Origin of the sequence: Nocardioides malaquae (genome assembly GCF_015070385.1) — a bacterium.
In the GTDB taxonomy this organism is placed as follows: domain Bacteria; phylum Actinomycetota; class Actinomycetes; order Propionibacteriales; family Nocardioidaceae; genus Nocardioides; species Nocardioides malaquae.
The window spans coordinates 181,714-198,575 of record NZ_JADCSA010000005.1 but is presented as its reverse complement, the minus strand read 5'-3'; the positions used below and the strand labels follow the sequence as shown (position 1 = coordinate 198,575).

The following is a 16,862-nucleotide window of genomic DNA, read 5'->3' as shown; positions in this document are numbered from 1 at the left end:
CCTCAGCCGGGACGGGTCAGAGCGACAGTCCCAAGGCAGCGTCGAGCACCTGGTGCACGAGTCGGGCGGCGTCGGGGTCGGTGTTGTCCGCAAGGCCCGAGGTGCCCAACGTCGCGTCGACCCAGGCGTCCACGAGTGCCACCGCGCGGGGAGCGTCGAGGTCGTCGGCGAGCGCCGCCAGCACGCCCTCGACCACGGGGGCTGCCGCGGCGCCGGCGCCGAGGGAGAGCGCCTTGCGCCAGCGGTCCAGGGAGTCGACGGCGTCCCAGAGCTCGGTGTCGTGCCACTCCCAGTCGGAGCGGTAGTGGTGGCGCAGCAGCGCCAGACGGATCGCCATCGGGTCGACGTCGCTGTTGCGCAGGTGGGAGACGAAGACGAGGTTGCCCTTCGACTTGGACATCTTCTCGCCGTCGTAGGCGACCATGCCGACGTGGGCGTACGCGCGCGCGAAGCCGCCGTGGGCGACGTGGGTCTGGGCGGCACACATCTCGTGGTGGGGGAAGACGAGGTCGGAGCCGCCGCCCTGGACGTCGAAGTCACCACCGAGGTGGTGCTGGGCGATCGCGCTGCACTCAACGTGCCAGCCGGGTCGGCCGGGTCCGAAGGGACTCTCCCACGAGGGCTCCCCCTCCCGGGCGGACAGCCAGACCACGCAGTCGAGGGGGTCCCGCTTGCCGGGGCGCTCGGGGTCGCCGCCGCGCTCGGCGAAGGTGGTGAGCATGAGCTCACGGTCGTAGCCGGAGACGGCGCCGAACGTGGGGTCGGCGGAGACGGAGAAGTAGAGGTCGCCCTCGACCTCGTAGACCGCGCCGGCGGCCCGGAGACGCTCGATGTAGTCGATCACCAACGGGATCGACTCGACGGCGCCCACGAGGTGCGCCGGCGGAAGCACCCGCAGGGCCCGCATGTCCTGGCGGTAGAGCTCGGTCTCGCGCTCGGCCAGCTCGACCCAGTCGACCTTGACCTTGGTGGCGCGCTCGAGCAGGGGGTCGTCGACGTCGGTCACGTTCTGCACGTACGTCACGTCGTGGCCCGCGCTGCGCCACGCCCGGTTGAGCAGGTCGAACGCCACGTAGGTGGCCGCGTGGCCCATGTGCGTGGCGTCGTAGGGGGTGATGCCGCACACGTACAACCGCGCGGTGCCCTCAGGCGTGCTCTCGACCAGCTCCCCGGTCGCGGTGTCGTGGATCCGCACGCGGGGACCACGGGTCGACAGGGACGGGACATCCGGAGCAGGCCAGGCGCGCATGACCGGAAGCCTACCTAGAAGGGTGGCCAGGGAATCGCAGGCCATCGCCCGTCCGGCCCCGGCAACGTCCCCGCCGCGAGCAGCTCCTCGCAGCGCGACAGCGTGGCCGCCACCTCCACGCGGGTGAGGAGCTCGCCGAGTCGACGACCGAGGTCACCGTGCAGGGCGTGGATCAGGGCCTCCAGCCCGGTGACCTCGGGAGCCACCAGAGCCTCCCCCGCCCACCCCCACAGCACGGTGCGCAGCTTCGGCTCGGTGTGGAAGGTGAGGCCGTGGTCGACCCCGTACCGATGTCCGTCACGCATCGGCAGGACGTGGCCGCCCTTGCGGTCGGCGTTGTTGACCACGACGTCGAAGACCGCGATGCGACGCAGGGCGGCGCTGCGTTCGTGCACGAGGGTGACCGGTCGATCGCGAGCGTCGAGCCCGTTGAGGACATGGCAGACGTCGTCGCCGACCTCGCCGGCGGGCACCAGGTCGACGGGGTGCTGGTCGGGGTCGGGCTCGCGCCAGAGCTGCACCATGCCCGGACCGTGGGGCCCCTCGCGCAGCACGGTCGGCGGCACCACGTCCCAGCCGAGGACGTCGGAGACGAGGAAGCTGGCGAGCTCACGCTCCGCCAGCGTCCCGTCGGGGAAGTCCCAGAGAGGCCGCTCCCCGCTCACGGGCTTGTAGACCACCCGCACACCGTCGACGTCCCCCACGAAGGTCGCGTTGGAGGCACTCATGAGCCTCCCGTGCAACGTGATGGGCCCCTGCGGGACCTCCTCGCGGGTGCGGGTCACGGGCCTCGCCTGCGGAATCCGTTCGCCCGCACGCAGAGGTGCCCCTCGGGGTCGACGGGTTGTGCGCAGAAGGGACAGTCGGGACGACCTGCCTCGAGCACCTGGGTGGACCGTGCGCAGAAGGCGCGGGCCAGCCCCGCTCCCATGCGGACCAGCAGGACCTCGTCGGCCTCCATGGACTCCGTGTCGTCGTCCGGGGCGCCGGCGTCGACGGGGAAGACCTCCAGCACCACCAGTTCGGCCACGGGGTCCCACGAGAGCGCCATCGTCCCGGCGCGGAACTCCTCGACGAGGGGCTGGTCCAACGGATCGGTGTCGCGCAGGTCGAAGGGCGCCATGGCGGGGACGGTCGTCTCGTTGCCCGGCACCTGCATCAGCTCGTCGAGCAGCTCGTCGAGCCGTTCGACGAGCACGGCGACCTGCTGCTTCTCGAGGGCGACGCTGACGACCCGCGTGCCCTCGCGGGCCTGCAGGAAGAAGGTGCGCTGACCGGGCTCGCCGACGGTGCCCGTCACGAAACGGTCCGGCGGGTCGAAGGAGTGGACGACGGGCATGCGGACAGCCTAGGTGGACGGAGAAGTGCTCGTGGGGCCCACGCCGCCACCTGGCACCGACGCGGCGGTGCCGGCGCCCTCGACCTTCGTCGCCAGCCAGCCCAGGTCTCCCCCGTGCGTGTTGGTCGCGACCACGTAGGGGCGTGCCGAGGAGAACCGTACGACGCTGACCGACGCCGGATCGACGACGATGCGCTGGAACTGGTCGAGGTGAGCCCCGAGGGCGTCGGCCAGGACGGACTTGATCACGTCGCCGTGGCTCACGGCGGCCCAGACCGCCTCCGGGCCGTGCTCCTCCTCCACGCGGCGGTCGAGGTCGCGGACCGCCGCGACGGCCCGCGACGCCATCGCGCGCAGCGACTCGCCGTCGGGGAAGGTGGCGTGGGAGGGGTGCTCCTGCACCGTGCGCCACAGCGGTTCCTTGGCCAGCTCCGCGATCCGGCCGTCCTGCCACGCCCCGTAGTCGCACTCGGTGAGGCGGTCCTCGACGGTGAGCGGCACGGCAGAGATCTGTCCGGTGAGCAGGGCGTCGGCGGTCTCCCGGCATCTCTCGAGAGGGCTGGTCGCCACGAGTCGCAGGGGCACTGCGGAGACCCGCTCACCCACGGCCCGCACCTGCTCACGACCGGTCTCGTCGAGGTGCACCCCGGGTGTCCGCCCGGCCAGGACACCGGCGGTGTTGGCGGTCGACCGCCCGTGCCGCACGAGGAGCACAGTTGCCATGGCGGCGACTCTAGTGCGGCTACGGTGAGGTCCGTGACGGATGCCACCTTCTCGAGCGCGGTCCACTGGAGCGTGCCCGGCTCCGAGGCGCAGGGTCTTGAGGCTGCTGCGGCCGAGCTGAGAACCGCGGAGGCCTTCGTGGCGGAGCTCGCGCGGGTGCGCCGTCCCTCGCTCAGCATCGCCCACGAGATCGTACGGCTGACGTTGCGGACCCTGGACTATGACGACGCCACGGACGCAGTCGAGACCGGCCAGCTCGATCTGCTCGTGCGTGGGCGCGTGGTCGTCGTGGCCCACCGCCCGCCGGTGGAGGGCGACGTCCGACCGCTGCCGGCGCGTACGCCCGCCGGCCCGGAGGCGGTCACGGCGCTCTGCCGCTGGGTGGTGGCCGGTTACGAAGCCGTCTGCGCGGAGCTGTTCGTCGACATCGAGGAGGTGGAGGAGTCCGTCTTCTCAGAGGTGCAGACCTCCGACGCGGAGCGGATCTACACGCTCAAGCGCGAGGTCGCCGAGGTCCGGCGGGCCGTCATGCCACTGGTGACGCCGTTGGAGGAGCTGGCCCGGGAGGACCTGCACCCCGATGCCGAGCTGGTGCACGCCCTCGAGCAGCTGGGTGACCGGCTTCATCGCCTGGCGGAGTCCGTGGACACGTTGGACACCCTCCTGCGCAGCGTCTTCGACGCGCACGTGGCGCGGATCTCGATGCGCCAGAACGAGGACATGCGCCGCATCTCCGCTGCGGCGGCCCTCGTGGTCGTGCCCACCCTCGTGGCCGGGGTCTACGGCATGAACTTCGAGCACATGCCGGAGCTGGGCTGGACCTACGGCTACCCCCTCGTGCTGGCTCTGATGGGAGCGGTGGTGGCCGGTCTCTACGTGTCGTTCAAGCGGAGCGGCTGGCTCTGACGGCCCACCGCCGGCCGGCCGCCGGCCTCAGCTGGTGGCGGTGAGGACGCCGAGGCCCAGCAGGCCCATCGTGGCCAGACCCAGGGCGATGCGGTAGACGACGAACGGCGTGTAGGACCGGGTCGAGACGTAGCGCAGCAGCCACGCGATCGCCGCGTAGCCGACGACGAAGGAGACCACGGTCGCCACCAGCGTCGGACCCCAGCCGTAGGCGTTGTCGCCGTTGGGGATGTCGGGCAGCGTGAAGAGGCCCGCGCCGACGACGGCGGGGATCGCCAGCAGGAAGGCGAAGCGGGTGGCAGCCTCGCGCTCGAAGCCGAGCAGGCGGCCCATCGAGATGGTGGCACCGGAGCGGGAGACCCCGGGGATGAGGGCCATGGCCTGGGCGCAGCCCAGCAGGACCGCCTCCTTGAGCCCCAGGGAGTCGATGGTGCGGGCGTTGCGCCCGACGCGGTCGGCGATGCCGAGCACGACACCCATGACGACCAGCATGGTGGCCACGATCCACAGGTTGCGGAAGTCGCGTTCGATGATGTCCTTCAACGCGATGCCGAGCACGACGATCGGCAGCGACCCGACGATGATGTACCAGCCCATGCGGGTGTCGCGGTGCCCCCGCAGCTCCGGCTTCCACAGCGAGCGGGTCCACGTCGACCCGATGGTCCAGATGTCCTTGCGGAAGTAGATCAGGACGGCCAGCTCGGTGCCGATCTGCACGACGGCGGTGAACGCGGCGCCGGGGTCGCCCCATCCGAAGAGCTCGGGGTAGATGCGCAGGTGGGCGCTGCTGGAGATGGGCAGGAACTCGGTCAGTCCCTGGAGCGTTCCGAGCACGACGGCCTTGAGCAGATCCCACATGGCGCCACAGCCTAGGGGCACCCACCTCGGCGTCCTACGGCCGTCCCGGCGAGCCGCGCGTGGTGCGTACGGGGCCGCTGGCTACCGTGTGCGCCATGCAGCAGCGTGCCGTGGGACGAACCGGACTCCGAGTGTCACGCCTGGGTCTGGGCACCATGACCTGGGGGCGTGACACCGACGAGCACGAGGCGCGTGACCAGCTCCGCGCCTTCCACGACGCGGGCGGGACGCTGGTGGACACCGCGGCCAGCTACGGCGACGGTGCCTCCGAGGCGTTGCTCGGCACCTTCATCGGCGACGTCGTGCGTCGCGACGAGGTCGTGATCGCGACCAAGGCCGGGGTGGGACGCCGTGGCAACGACCGCGTCGCCGACACCTCACGCGGCACGCTCCTGGCCAACCTCGACGAGTCGCTGCGCCGCATCGGCGTCGACCACGTCGACCTGTGGCAGGTGCACGTGTGGACCGACGAGGCTCCCCTGGAGGAGACCCTGGCCGCGCTCGACCACGCAGTGACGACCGGTCGGGCCGCCTACGTGGGGGTGTCCAACTACACCGGGTGGCAGACCGCGCAGGCCGCCACGTGGCAGCAGGCCGTCCCGGGGCGTACGCCGTTGGCCAGCACCCAGGTCGAGTACTCGTTGCTCAAGAGGTCGGTGGAGCACGAGGTGCTCCCGGCCGCCCAGGCCCTGGGCCTGGGAGTGCTGCCTTGGTCGCCGTTGGGACGGGGCGTGCTGACCGGCAAGTACCGCAACGGCACCCCCCAGGACTCGCGCGGCGCCTCCGACCACTTCGCCGGGTTCGTCAACGCCTACCTCGACGAGCGGGGCCGCGGCATCGTCGAGGCCGTCTGCCGAGCCGCTGAGGGACTCGGCTGGACGCCCCTGCAGGTCGCCCTCGTCTGGGTGCGGGACCGTGCCGGGGTGACCGCCCCGATCGTCGGCGCCCGGACGGCCGCCCAGCTGCAGTCGGCGCTCTCGGTGGAGGACCTCACCCTGCCCCCCGAGATCGTCGCCGCCCTCGACGACGTCTCGGCCGACCAGGGATAGGAGGGACGACCGTGGTGCAGGCACGCACACGACTCTCGCCCGGCGTGGAGTGGGAGGTCGAGACCGTGGTCTACCCGGGCGACTTCTCACGCAGCGCGGTGCGGCGCCTCCTGGTGGAGCGGGCGGAGACCGGAGGGTGGGAGCTCTCCCGGCTGCGCATCCGTCCGGACGGCAGCAGGGCGGTGGTGCTCAAGCGCAAGGTGATCCGTCAGCGGCGCTCGTTCTCCTTCGTCTGAGCGCCGAGCGGCTCACGCCTCGTCGAGGAACCGGTCGAACACGCGGGTGCCGAACTGCAGCGCGTCGACGGGGACCCGCTCGTCCACGCCGTGGAAGAGCGCCCCGAAGTCCAGGTCGGCCGGCAGACGGAGCGGCGCGAAGCCATATCCGGTGATGCCCAGGCGACGGAAGTGCTTGGCGTCGGTGCCGCCGCTCATCAGGTAGGGGGCCACCACGGCGTCGGGGTCCTCGGCCAGCAGCGAACGGGTGATGGAGGACATCAGCGTGCTCTCGGTGGGCGACTCCCACGGTTGCTGGTGGCTCACGAACTCCCGCTGGACATCAGGCCCCAGGAGCTGGTCGAGGGTCGAGAAGAACTCGTCCTCGTAGCCCGGCAGGAACCGGCCGTCGAGGTGGGCCGTGGCCTCGGAGGGGATGACGTTCACCTTGTAGCCGGCGTCGAGCATGGTCGGGTTGACCGTGTTGCGGATGACCGCGGCGAGCATGCGGGTGGAGCTCTCGAACTCGCTGACCAGGTTTTCGGCGTTCTCCGGCGTCACCTCCGAGCCGACCATCTCGGCCACCGATCCCAGGAGCACCTCCATCGCCGGGGTCAGGCGCACCGGCCAGTCGTGCGCCCCGACCCGGGCCACCGCGGCGGCCAGCGACGTGACCGCGTTCTGGCGGTTGACCATGGAGCCGTGGCCGGCGGTGCCGCGGCTGGTCAGCTTCATCCAGGCCATGCCCTTCTCGGCGGCCTCGATGAGGTAGATCCTCTTGCCCCGCACCGTCGTGCTGAACCCGCCGACCTCGCCGACGGCCTCGGTGCAGTCGTCGATGAGGTGGGCGTGGTCGCGCACGATGACCTCGGCGCCGAGGTGGCCGCCAGCCTCCTCGTCGGCGGTGAAGCAGAGGGCGACGGGGCGTTCGGGGATCCGTCCTTCCCGGGCCCTCGCCCGGACGACGGAGAGCAGGATCGCGTCGAAGTCCTTCATGTCGACCGCGCCGCGACCCCAGAGGTAGCCGTCAGCGACCTCGCCCGCGAACGGGTCGTGGGTCCAGTCGTCCGCCTGGGCGGGCACCACGTCGAGGTGTCCGTGGAGCAGGAGTCCCTCGCCCGAGCTGCCACCCCACCGCGCGACCACCGACGTACGCCCCGGCGCGGACTCGATGATCTCGCTCGCGATGCCGACCTCGTCGAGCAGCGACGCGACGTGCTCGGCGGCGCGACGCTCCCCCGGTCCGGTGCCGTCACCCGGGTTGGAGGTGTCGATCCGGATCAGGTCACGGCACAGGTCGACCACCTCTGCCGCCGCGTCGTGGGAGCCCGGACGGGCAGCTGGGTCGGCGTCGGGCCGGGCGTTCGGTTCGTCGGACATGCCCCCATCCTCGCCGGTCGGCGCAACCCTGCCGACCACCCGTGGCCCCGGTTTCTCGGTTGGCCCACGGTGTTGCTACTGTTCTGCTCGTTGCTCGTCCGGGTGGCGGAATAGGCAGACGCGCTAGCTTGAGGTGCTAGTGCCCTTTATCGGGCGTGGGGGTTCAAGTCCCCCCTCGGACACAGACACGCAGGCCCCGGTCCTCATGGACCGGGGCCTGCCGCGTTTCCCGGGCGCCGGCAGGTCCCTGCACGCCAACGTCCGGCCACGAGACCACGACCAAGAATTTGGACGTTTCGTGAAACCCGCTCGGGCGAAAGCCCCATCATCTCCCCATGAGCATGAGAGCAACGATGGTTGCGGGGGCGCTGGTCGTTGTCGTGGCAGCGTCGGGAGCCAGCGCGGTGACGCTGTTGGAGAGTCCGAGCGGACCGGTGCCGTCCGAGGAGGCCACCTCCCAGGCCGCCGCTCCCGCCGCAAAGGTCAAGGCCTGCGTCAAGCGGGGCGTCATCGTGGCGCCGGCGCGATCCGGTAAGCGGAAGTGTCCCCGCGGCGCGCGGATGCGGACCGTCTCGATGAGAGGCGCCCCGGGTCCAGCCGGTCCAGCCGGTCCAGCCGGAGCGGTGGGACCCGAGGGCGCCATGGGCCCGACGGGACCACGGGGAGCCGACGGCGCCACCGGAACGCCGGGCAGGCCAGGGGTTGCGGGCCCAGTTGGCCCCCGAGGTGCCGAGGGTCCCCAGGGCCCCGAAGGTCAACAGGGTGAGCAGGGGGAACCCGGTCCCCGTGGGGAGCAGGGCCCCCGGGGTGAGCAGGGGCCCCGGGGTGAGCCAGGACCTGCGGGAGAAGGCGCTGGCGCCGTGATCGACGGAGGCGCTCCGTGAACCCGGTGCGTGAAGGACAGCCCTCGCGGCGTGGTCTCCTGGCGGTCATCCTCGGCGGCGCCGCCGCCCTCACGTCAGCGCCAGCGGCGCAGGCGGAGTCCGTCGAGGACGTCCTCGACGGAGGCGAGCCGTGACTCGGATCCAGCTGCGTCGTGGCACCGCGGCCCAGTGGCGCCGTGCGAACCCTGTCCTGGCCGCCGGTGAGCCCGGCTTCGAGGTGGACACGCTCCGGCACAAGGTCGGGGACGGTCAGCAGCCTTGGAGCGAACTTCCGGCTCTCGTCCTCGACCGAGACGTGGAGCCACTCGTGGACGCGCGCGTCGGGCAGCACTCCACCGCGCTGGTCAATCCGTCCGGTCTGGGCCGTTGGTGGGCGGCCTGCACGCGGTCTGAGTCACGGAGGCCGCGGGTGGTCTTCCTCGGTTCCTCGACGACCCAAGGGGCAGGGGCGTCGACCGTGGAGCGCCGGTGGCCCAACCTCTTCGTCTCCCAGCTGCAAGCAGCTCACCCGTCCGGGGGGAGCGAGACAGCCGTCATGCGGCTCGGCATTGCGTCGGGTGAGGTGCCCAGCGCACCAGGGATCCAAGGGTTCAACGGCGCCAACGCGGGCCAGACGTCGGCGAACTACTGCAGCCCCGGCCACCTCTACGGGATCGGGGTCTTCAACCCGACACTCGTGGTCCACATGATCGGCTCGAACGACTCCGTCCCGGGCAGCACCTTCGTCTCCGTCCGCGACTACCGGGCGAACGTCGAAGCCGCTCTCGACGCCATGAGGACGCGGTGCCACCTCTTGGTGCACACCTACCGTCGCTTCGAGACCTCGGTGACGGGTGCTGAGTGGGCGGAGTACGGCCAGACGCTTCGTGAGATCGCACTCGCTCGCGACAACGTCTCCTTCGTCGACCTGTCGGGCTTCTTCGAGGAGGCACACCGCAACGGGGACCCGAGCGGAGTGATCTCGTCCGACCTCGTGCACCCGAGCGACGCCGGGCACGCGCTCATCGCCCAGCTGATGGCCAAGAGCCTCGCCGTCGCCCCTGCGCCGCAGGGCCCGCGGGAGGAGGTCGAACCGATCCCGGTCCGGGACTCGGGTTGGCGTGTGGTGGCGCCGTCAGCCGGGTGGCGGGTCGCGGGGACCGATGGTGTGTGCGCGTTGCGCCGCGTGGAGGACCGCGTGACGGTCCGGCTCCGGCTCGAGCCAACACCGGCGACGGTCGGTCTGGTGCGATCGGAGCGCCGTACGGTCCTCGACCTGCCGGTGGGGTTCCGGCCACCCGGGCGGGAGCACTACGGCCTGCTGGTCACCGACCAGGCCCTGCAGACAGCGCCTCTGGGCACCTGGACGGGACGAGGAGAGTTGAGTTTCCGTCTTCCTACGGTCGTCGGGGATGAACTCGGCACGTGGCAGGCCGGCGACGAGGTGACCAGCTGGGTGGAGTGGACCACCGACGACGCGTGGCCTGACCCACTCCCCGGTTCCGCTTCCTGACGGCCTCAGGTCGACCCAGGATCTGGGTGAGGGTGCTGGATCAGCCCCCCCCCGGTGCAGCAGGAAGGGCGTACCGCCCGTGCGCCGCAGGACCGGGAGGGACGAGACGTGCGGCAGGGTGCCGATGACGTCGCGGCAGTGTTGGAGCAGCTCCAGGGTGCCGAGCACTCCCCCGGCGAAGAAGGGGTCGGGCTCGCTCTCGTCCGGCCGTCCGAAGTGGATGGCGACCGGTACGGCCCGAACGTCTCATGTCACCCGTGCCGCGAGTGGGGCAGATGTCCCGGAACCGAGGGGATGCCGCCGATGTCCACCTCGGTAGCCTCGCCCCATGACCCTGCGGATCGCCTTCGTGCCCGGTGCCACGCCCGACAAGTGGGCCCGGCACTGGAGGGAGCGCTTTCGCGAGCCGCTGGAGCTCCTGCCCGTAGAGGAGGCCGACGTCCGCGCCCTGCTGGAGGACGGAGGTGTCGACATGGCGGTGGCCCGACTGCCGGTGCCCGGCGCGGGTGAGGACCTGCACTGCGTGCACCTCTACGAGGAGCTGCCCGTCGTCGTGGTCCCCACCGAGCACGTCGTCGCCGGGTTCGACGAGGTGAGCGCCGCCGACCTCGCGGACGAGCAGTTCCCGCTCGGGGTGCCGTCCGGGGTCCCCAGCCGGATGGACCAGCTGCCCTTCGGGCCGATGACGGTGAAGGACGCGATCGAGGTCGCCGCCTCCGGCACCGGGGTCGTCGTCGTGCCCATGTCGGTGGCCCGCCTGCACCACCGCAAGGACGTGACCCACGCCGTCGTCACCGACCTGCCGACGACCCAGATGGCCCTTCTCTGGCCCAAGGACCGCGACGACGAACGCACCCAGGCCTTCGTCGGTGTCGTCCGTGGTCGTACGGCCCGCAGCTCACGCTGAGGGTCGGCCCCACCCTCACACCTGGTCGGCGAGCCACTCCCCCAGCGCCCGTGCGCTGCGGTCCACGACGGCGTTCCAGTCGAGGGCGGAGGCGTCAGCCTTGTCCGAGACATGCTTGGCCAGTCGCACCCGAGCACCGAACTGACGAGCGGCCCACGCCACGGAGTAGCCCTCCATGTCCACCAGATGTGCCCCCAGGGCCAGCTGGTCGCGCCGCTCCGGGTCGGTGACGAAGAGGTCGCCGGTGGCCAGCACCAGGTCTCCCCCGTCGCCCGCCGGCGCCAGGTGCAACCGCTCCTCGGGGTCGTAGCCTAACGCCCGGACGGCGTCGCCGTCCATGTCGTGGTTGACCACCACCGTCGGCTCGTGGAGGCCGTGCAGGCCCGGGCGCAGGGCACCGGCGGTGCCGATGTTGAAGACCGTCACCGTCTCGGGAGCAGGGTGGGTGGCCAGGGCCGCAGCGGTCAGCGCCGCAGCAGGCGTCTTGCCGATGCCGGTGACCAGCAGTGGCAGGTCCCCGGGCACGTGGGCCGCCTCCACCTGGGTGGCCGCGACCACCAGGATCCGGGCGTCGCGGGCAGCGCTGGCAAAGGTCCACGAAAACATGGCGTGACCCTACTGCTGGGCGCCTACGCTGAGCGTGTGTCCCCGAGCGTCGTCCCGAACCCTCCCCCTGACCTGGCACAGGCAGCGGTCGACGGCCTCCGCCGACACCACGGTGTGACCGCAACAGCGGTGGGGCGAGCGCCCGGACGCGTCAACCTGATCGGCGAGCACACTGACTACCTCGGTGGGCTCTGCCTGCCGATCGCCCTGGCCGAGTCGACGTGGGTCGCCGTGGGCCCGCTGCCCGACGCCGTTCCGGGGGCCGTCCGGATGAGCAGCGGGGACGACCTGCGCTGGAACGGCTGGGTCGACGCACGGTCCACCGGGTGGGAGGCCTACGTCCTGGGGGCGCTGCAGGCCGTGGGACACCGGGGCGGGATCGCACTCCACGTCGAGACGACGCTCCCGGTCGGGGCAGGACTCTCCAGCTCCGCGGCGCTGATCTGTGCCGTCCAGCGTGCCGTCTCCGAGCGTCCCAACCCCGACCTCGTCGACCCGGCCGTCGCCGCCGAGGTCGAGCACGTCGGCGTGCCGACAGGAGGGATGGACCAGAGCGTGGCGCTGCTGGCCACCGCGGGTCACGCCCTCCTGCTCGACTTCGGCACCGGCGCCCGGCGGGCCGTGCCCTGGCGCCCGGAGCAGGCCGGTCTCGACCTCCTCGTGGTGGACACCGGGGTGCGTCACGACAACGCGGGCGGTGACTTCGCCCGCCGCCGAGCAGAGGCCACGGCCGCCCTCAGCGACTTCGGCACCCCCGACGACCCCGTGCTGGCAAGGAGACGGCGACACGTGCTGTCGGAGAACCGGCGGACGGCCGAGGCGGTCCGAGCCCTCGAGCGGGGCGACTGGGACGAGGTCGGCGAGCTCTTCATCGCCTCCCACCGAAGTCTGCGCGACGACCACGAGGTCAGCTGCCCCGAGCTCGACCTGGTCGTCTCGACGTCGCTCGCCGGGGGCGCACTGGGTGCGCGGATGACGGGCGGTGGTTTCGGCGGCTGCGCCATCGCGCTCTGTCCGCAAGCGGCCACGGAGACCGTCCGGAGGAGCCTGAGAGGTGCCTTCACGGCGAGGTCCTGGGCCGTGCCGACGGTGTGGACCGCGGTGGCCTCGGGGGCCGCGACCCGGCTGCTGCCGGGCGAGGGCGTCACCAGCTGGATGTGACCGGACGGCCCTCGGCGAATCCGGCCGCTGACTGCACGCCCACCACGGCCCGGGCGTGGAACTCCTCCAGCGTGCGGGCTCCTGCGTAGGTGCACGAGGAACGGACGCCACTGCAGATCTGGTCGACGAGGTCCTCCACCCCCGGGCGCTCGGGGTCGAGGTACATCCGCGACGACGAGATGCCCTCCTCGTAGAGCGCCTTGCGGGCCCTGTCGAAGCTCGACTCCGTGGCGGTCCGCTGGGCGACGGCACGAGCCGACGCCATGCCGAAGGACTGCTTGAAGCGACGGCCCTCGGCGTCCGTCGCCAAGGTCCCGGGTGACTCGTGGGTGCCGGCGAACCACGAACCGACCATCACCGACGCGGCACCGGCAGCCAGCGCGAGGGCGACGTCCCGGGGGTGCTTGACGCCCCCGTCGGCCCAGACGTGACCGCCGCGCTCCCGAGCGGCGGTGGCGCACTCCAGGACCGCGGAGAACTGAGGACGCCCCACGCCCGTCATCATGCGCGTGGTGCACATGGCTCCTGGGCCCACGCCCACCTTCACGATGTCGGCCCCGGCGTCGAGCAACGCAACGGTGCCCTCGGCCGAGACCACGTTGCCGGCGACGACGGGCACGCGCGGATCGAGCGCCCGCACGACCCGCAAGGCCGCGATCATCCGTTCCTGGTGTCCGTGCGCCGTGTCCAGCACGAGGCAGTCCACCCCGGCGCCCAGCAGGCTGGCCGCCTTTTCCGCCACGTCGCCGTTGACGCCCAGCGCCGCGGCGACCCGAAGCCGCCCGGAGTCGTCGACGGCCGGCGTGTAGAGGGTCGCTCGCAGCGCCCCCTGACGACTCTGGACCCCCAGCAACCGACCGGCGTCGTCAACGGCGACAGCCAGCGCCGTACGGGTGTGGTCGAGCCGGTCGAAGACCGCGCGGGGGTCCTCGTCGACGTCCACCAGCAGCAGCTCGCGGTCCATCACCCGATGCACCTGGGTCCAGCGGTCCACGTCGCGGCAGGCCTCCTCGACGACGAGTCCCAGGGGTCGCCCCTCGGCGTCGGCGACCAGTGCCGCGCCATGGGCCCGCTTCGGGATCAGCGCCAAGGCCTCGTCCACGGTCTGGTCCGGCCGCAGCTGCACCGGGGTGTCGAGCACGACGTGACTGCGCTTCACCCGCGCCACGGTCTCGGCCACCCGGGCCAGGGGCACGTCCTGCGGCAGCACGGCCAGACCGCCGCGACGAGCCATCGTCTCGGCCATCCGGCGCCCGGAGACGGCCGTCATGTTGGAGGCCACCAACGGGATGCGGGCACCCGTGCCGTCGGCCGTCGAGAGATCGACGTCCCCCCGACTGGCGACTGACGAGGCAGCGGGCACCATGAAGACGTCGTGGTAGGTCAGGTCGTGGCTCGGGGTCCGGTCATCGAGGAATCGCACGAGGGCAACCTACCGGCCACCCCTGACGACTACTTCAGCTCCGCGCTCGAGAGGCCCAGGACGCGACGGGCCACGATGAGCTGCTGGATCTGCTGGGTGCCCTCGAAGATGTCGAGGATCTTGGAGTCTCGCGACCACTTCTCCAGCAGCTCGCTCTCGCTGTAGCCCAGGGTGCCGGCGAGCTCGACGCAGCCGAGGGTGACGGCCGAGCCCACGCGCCCCGCCTTCGCCTTCGACATCGAGGCCTCGAGCGAGTTGGGCTTCTTGTTGTCCGCCATCCACGCGGCCTGCATGGTCAGCAGGCGCGCCCCCTCCCAGTCGGCCTCCAGCTGGAGGAAGGTCGCGGCGGCGGCGCTCTGGACCTGGGCCGGGCGGTCGTAGTCGATGACGACGCCGGCACCCTCGAGCAGGTCACGGGTGAGGTCGAGCGCTGCGCGCGCACAACCGATGGCCATGGCAGCCACCAGGGGACGGGTGTTGTCGAAGGTGGCCATCGCCCCACCGAAGCCGGCCTTCACGTCGATCTCCGGGCTGCCCAGCAGGTTCTCCGCCGGCACACGGCAGTCGGTGAAGGTGATCACGGCGGTGTCCGAGGCCCGGATCCCGAGCTTGTGCTCGAGCCGCTCCACCTTCATGCCTGGGGTGCCCTTCTCGACCACGAACGACTTGATGGCGGCTCGACCGAGCGAGCGGTCGAGGGAGGCCCAGACGACCACGGCGTCCGAACGCTCGCCCGAGGTCACGAAGATCTTCTCTCCGTTGATGACGTAGTGGTCACCGTCCTTGACGGCCGTGGTGGTCAGCGCGGCGGAGTCCGAACCCATGGAGGGCTCGGTGATGGCCATCGAGGCCCAGACCTTGCCGAAGCGGGCCTTCTGCTCGTCGTTGGCCACCGCGGCGATCGCGGCGTTGCCCAGGCCCTGGCGCGGCATCGAGAGCAGCAGTCCGGTGTCGCCCCAGCACATCTCGGCGACCGAGAGGATGGAGGCCAGGTTGGCACCGTTGCGCACCTTGTCGGGGTCGGACGACTGCCGGGGGGTCTCGGGGACGGCCGCGCCGCTGGCGCCGGCGCCCTGGGAGGTGCCCGAGTCGGAGAGGCCGTCGATCATCGCGGCCAGCATGTCGAGCTCCTTGGGATAGGCGTGCTCGGCGCGGTCGTACTTCCGGGAGATGGGGCGCAGCATGTTCATCGCGACCTGGTGGGCCTGGTCGACGAGGGCGCGGTGCTTGCGGGGGGTCTCGAGGTTGATCATGGTGTGCACCGTCCTCAGACGAGGACTGCTCCTTCCATCACGCCGACGGCCCGCAGGTCGCGGTACCACCGCTCGACAGGGTGTTCCTTGACGAATCCGTGGCCACCGAGCAGCTGGACGCCGTCGAGGCCGATCTTCATGCCCTTCTCCGCACAGAGCCGGCGGGCCAGCGCGACCTCGCGAGCGAAGTCCTTCCCCTGGGCCGCACGGGACGCCGCGCGCCAGGTGAGCAGGCGCATGGCCTGCAGCTCGATCGCGATGTCGGCCACCATGAAGGCGACGGACTGGCGGTGCGCGATCGGCTCGCCGAATGCCTCGCGGGTCTTCACGTAGTCGGTCACGTAGTCCAGCACCGACTGGGCCGTGCCCACGGCCAGGGCGCACCACCCGACGCGCGCCAGGCGTACGCAGTCGGCGTACGCGCGTCCCTCGGAGTCGCCGAGCAGCTGCGCCGGGGTGCCGTCCAGGGAGATCTTGGTCAGTCCGGCGGCCCGGACACCCATCGAGGGGTCTGCCTCGACGGTGAGGCCGGCTGCCGACGACTCCACGAGGAAGAGCGCCGGCCGGTCGTCGAGCAGGGCTCCGACGACGAAGAGCTCGGCCTCGGCCCCCCGTACGACCGCCGACTTCACTCCGTCGAGGGTGAAGCCGTCGTCGGTCCGGGTGGCGCGGGTGGCCGGCGTCATCGCGTCGAACAGCACCATGGGCTCGGCGAGCGCCACGGCCGCGGCGGCGACGTCGTCGCCGGTGAAGGCCGGAAGATAGGTCTGCTGCTGCTCGTCGGTGCCCCACAGGCCGATGGCGGTGGCCACCGACCCCGGGGCCAGCACGGCGAGGGCCTGGCCCATGTCGCCCTGCGACAAGGCCTCGGCGACGAGGGCGCCCGTCATGGCCGAGCGCTCCTCGCTGATCCCACCCACGGACTCGGGCAACCCGAGGATGGGCAGACCGATCTCGACGCTGGCCTTGAGCACGACGTCGGAGGTGGTGCAGGAGTCGTCAGCCTCCGCGGCGTTGGGCGCCAGGACCTCGCGGGCGTACTCGCGCACCACGTCGACGAGCATCTGCTCGTCCTCGGACGGTGTCAGGTCGAAGACGCCCGCAGGGTTGGCGGGGGCGGGGCGCACCCCGGCCTCCGCCGAGCCCTTCCGGCTGAAGGCGCGGCTCACGGCCGCCATCGAGCGGAACCCGTTGCTCGTCGCCCCGTGAACGATGCGTTCGGTGCGCTCACGCAGTCCCAGCCGGTCGAGCACGTCGCTCTGGGCGAGCTTGTTCAGTGCCGCCACCGCGTAGCCGATCGGGGCGCGCTTCTCGGTCGATGCCAAGCCGTGGCCCGTGGCCCGGCCAGGGGCGGGACGGCGCGAGGAGGGAGATGCCATGCGCCAAATGTAACTGTGAGTTACACACCGCGCCACAG

At 71.6% G+C, this 16,862-nt stretch carries 18 protein-coding genes and 1 tRNA gene; 9 read left to right on the top strand and 10 right to left on the bottom strand.

The window, feature by feature from the left end; genetic code table 11:
• Positions 1 to 16: 16 nt before the first annotated feature.
• Genes mshC through IEQ44_RS07195 form a run of 4 tightly spaced genes read right to left on the bottom strand, consistent with a single transcriptional unit; the run spans position 17 to position 3,311 of the window.
• The gene (gene mshC / locus IEQ44_RS07210; protein WP_193637753.1) at positions 17 to 1,249 is read right to left on the bottom strand and encodes a cysteine--1-D-myo-inosityl 2-amino-2-deoxy-alpha-D-glucopyranoside ligase; all 1,233 of its coding nucleotides are present in this window, start codon (positions 1,247 to 1,249) and stop codon (positions 17 to 19) included.
• 14 nt (positions 1,250 to 1,263) lie between these two features.
• Positions 1,264 to 2,034, bottom strand: coding sequence for an SCO1664 family protein (locus IEQ44_RS07205; protein ID WP_319804542.1), 771 nt, complete (start codon positions 2,032 to 2,034; stop codon positions 1,264 to 1,266).
• On the bottom strand, positions 2,031 to 2,588 hold the full coding sequence (locus IEQ44_RS07200) for a DUF3090 family protein (protein WP_193637752.1): 558 nt from the start codon (positions 2,586 to 2,588) through the stop codon (positions 2,031 to 2,033). The genes IEQ44_RS07205 and IEQ44_RS07200 overlap by 4 nt, the downstream gene beginning before the upstream one ends.
• A gap of 9 nt (positions 2,589 to 2,597) precedes the next feature.
• The gene (locus IEQ44_RS07195) at positions 2,598 to 3,311 is read right to left on the bottom strand and encodes a histidine phosphatase family protein (protein ID WP_193637751.1); all 714 of its coding nucleotides are present in this window, start codon (positions 3,309 to 3,311) and stop codon (positions 2,598 to 2,600) included.
• Between the two features lie 33 nt (positions 3,312 to 3,344).
• On the opposite strand from IEQ44_RS07195, the gene IEQ44_RS07190 reads away from it, so the two are divergent.
• Positions 3,345 to 4,217, top strand: coding sequence for a CorA family divalent cation transporter (locus tag IEQ44_RS07190; RefSeq protein WP_193637750.1), 873 nt, complete (start codon positions 3,345 to 3,347; stop codon positions 4,215 to 4,217).
• Between the two features lie 27 nt (positions 4,218 to 4,244).
• Here IEQ44_RS07190 and IEQ44_RS07185 read toward each other — a convergent pair whose 3' ends face one another.
• A complete protein-coding gene (locus IEQ44_RS07185; protein WP_193637749.1) occupies positions 4,245 to 5,075 on the bottom strand; it encodes an undecaprenyl-diphosphate phosphatase in 831 nt (276 codons plus the stop codon).
• 95 nt (positions 5,076 to 5,170) lie between these two features.
• Between IEQ44_RS07185 and IEQ44_RS07180 the strand changes: the two genes are divergently transcribed.
• Positions 5,171 to 6,124, top strand: a complete 954-nt coding sequence (locus IEQ44_RS07180; RefSeq protein WP_193637748.1) for an aldo/keto reductase — start codon at positions 5,171 to 5,173, stop codon at positions 6,122 to 6,124.
• Between the two features lie 11 nt (positions 6,125 to 6,135).
• Positions 6,136 to 6,360, top strand: coding sequence for a DUF5703 family protein (locus IEQ44_RS07175; protein WP_319804541.1), 225 nt, complete (start codon positions 6,136 to 6,138; stop codon positions 6,358 to 6,360).
• Positions 6,361 to 6,372: 12 nt separating this feature from the next.
• On the opposite strand, the gene IEQ44_RS07170 is transcribed toward IEQ44_RS07175, so the two are convergent.
• Positions 6,373 to 7,719: a M20/M25/M40 family metallo-hydrolase gene (locus IEQ44_RS07170; protein ID WP_193637747.1), complete on the bottom strand. Its 1,347-nt coding sequence runs from the start codon at positions 7,717 to 7,719 to the stop codon at positions 6,373 to 6,375.
• 96 nt (positions 7,720 to 7,815) lie between these two features.
• Between IEQ44_RS07170 and IEQ44_RS07165 the strand changes: the two genes are divergently transcribed.
• The 5 genes from IEQ44_RS07165 to IEQ44_RS07145 all read left to right on the top strand — a co-directional run bounded on the left by IEQ44_RS07165 (position 7,816) and on the right by IEQ44_RS07145 (position 11,002).
• Positions 7,816 to 7,901 (top strand) — tRNA-Leu (locus tag IEQ44_RS07165).
• 153 nt (positions 7,902 to 8,054) lie between these two features.
• A complete protein-coding gene (locus tag IEQ44_RS17610; RefSeq protein ID WP_193637746.1) occupies positions 8,055 to 8,603 on the top strand; it encodes a collagen-like protein in 549 nt (182 codons plus the stop codon).
• Positions 8,600 to 8,737, top strand: a complete 138-nt coding sequence (locus IEQ44_RS07155; protein WP_193637745.1) for a hypothetical protein — start codon at positions 8,600 to 8,602, stop codon at positions 8,735 to 8,737. The genes IEQ44_RS17610 and IEQ44_RS07155 overlap by 4 nt, the downstream gene beginning before the upstream one ends.
• A complete protein-coding gene (locus IEQ44_RS07150) occupies positions 8,734 to 10,095 on the top strand; it encodes a GDSL-type esterase/lipase family protein (protein ID WP_193637744.1) in 1,362 nt (453 codons plus the stop codon). Before IEQ44_RS07155 ends, IEQ44_RS07150 begins: the two co-directional genes overlap by 4 nt.
• Positions 10,096 to 10,423: 328 nt before the next feature.
• Positions 10,424 to 11,002, top strand: coding sequence for a LysR substrate-binding domain-containing protein (locus IEQ44_RS07145; protein ID WP_193637743.1), 579 nt, complete (start codon positions 10,424 to 10,426; stop codon positions 11,000 to 11,002).
• 15 nt (positions 11,003 to 11,017) lie between these two features.
• Here the strand turns inward: IEQ44_RS07145 and IEQ44_RS07140 are convergent, their stop codons facing one another.
• Positions 11,018 to 11,608 (bottom strand): nucleosidase, encoded by a 591-nt coding sequence (locus IEQ44_RS07140; RefSeq protein WP_193637742.1) that lies wholly within the window; start codon positions 11,606 to 11,608, stop codon positions 11,018 to 11,020.
• Positions 11,609 to 11,644: 36 nt separating this feature from the next.
• On the opposite strand from IEQ44_RS07140, the gene IEQ44_RS07135 reads away from it, so the two are divergent.
• Entirely contained in the window at positions 11,645 to 12,769 is a 1,125-nt protein-coding gene (locus tag IEQ44_RS07135; protein WP_193637741.1) for a galactokinase, read from the top strand.
• On the opposite strand, the gene IEQ44_RS07130 is transcribed toward IEQ44_RS07135, so the two are convergent.
• Genes IEQ44_RS07130 through IEQ44_RS07120 form a run of 3 tightly spaced genes read right to left on the bottom strand, consistent with a single transcriptional unit; the run spans position 12,753 to position 16,824 of the window.
• Positions 12,753 to 14,192: a GuaB1 family IMP dehydrogenase-related protein gene (locus IEQ44_RS07130; RefSeq protein WP_193637740.1), complete on the bottom strand. Its 1,440-nt coding sequence runs from the start codon at positions 14,190 to 14,192 to the stop codon at positions 12,753 to 12,755. The genes IEQ44_RS07135 and IEQ44_RS07130 overlap by 17 nt on opposite strands.
• A gap of 29 nt (positions 14,193 to 14,221) precedes the next feature.
• Complete coding sequence (locus IEQ44_RS07125; protein WP_193637739.1) at positions 14,222 to 15,445, bottom strand: acyl-CoA dehydrogenase family protein; 1,224 nt, start codon at positions 15,443 to 15,445, stop codon at positions 14,222 to 14,224.
• Between the two features lie 14 nt (positions 15,446 to 15,459).
• A complete protein-coding gene (locus IEQ44_RS07120) occupies positions 15,460 to 16,824 on the bottom strand; it encodes an acyl-CoA dehydrogenase family protein (RefSeq protein ID WP_193637738.1) in 1,365 nt (454 codons plus the stop codon).
• Between the last annotated feature and the right edge of the window lie 38 nt (positions 16,825 to 16,862).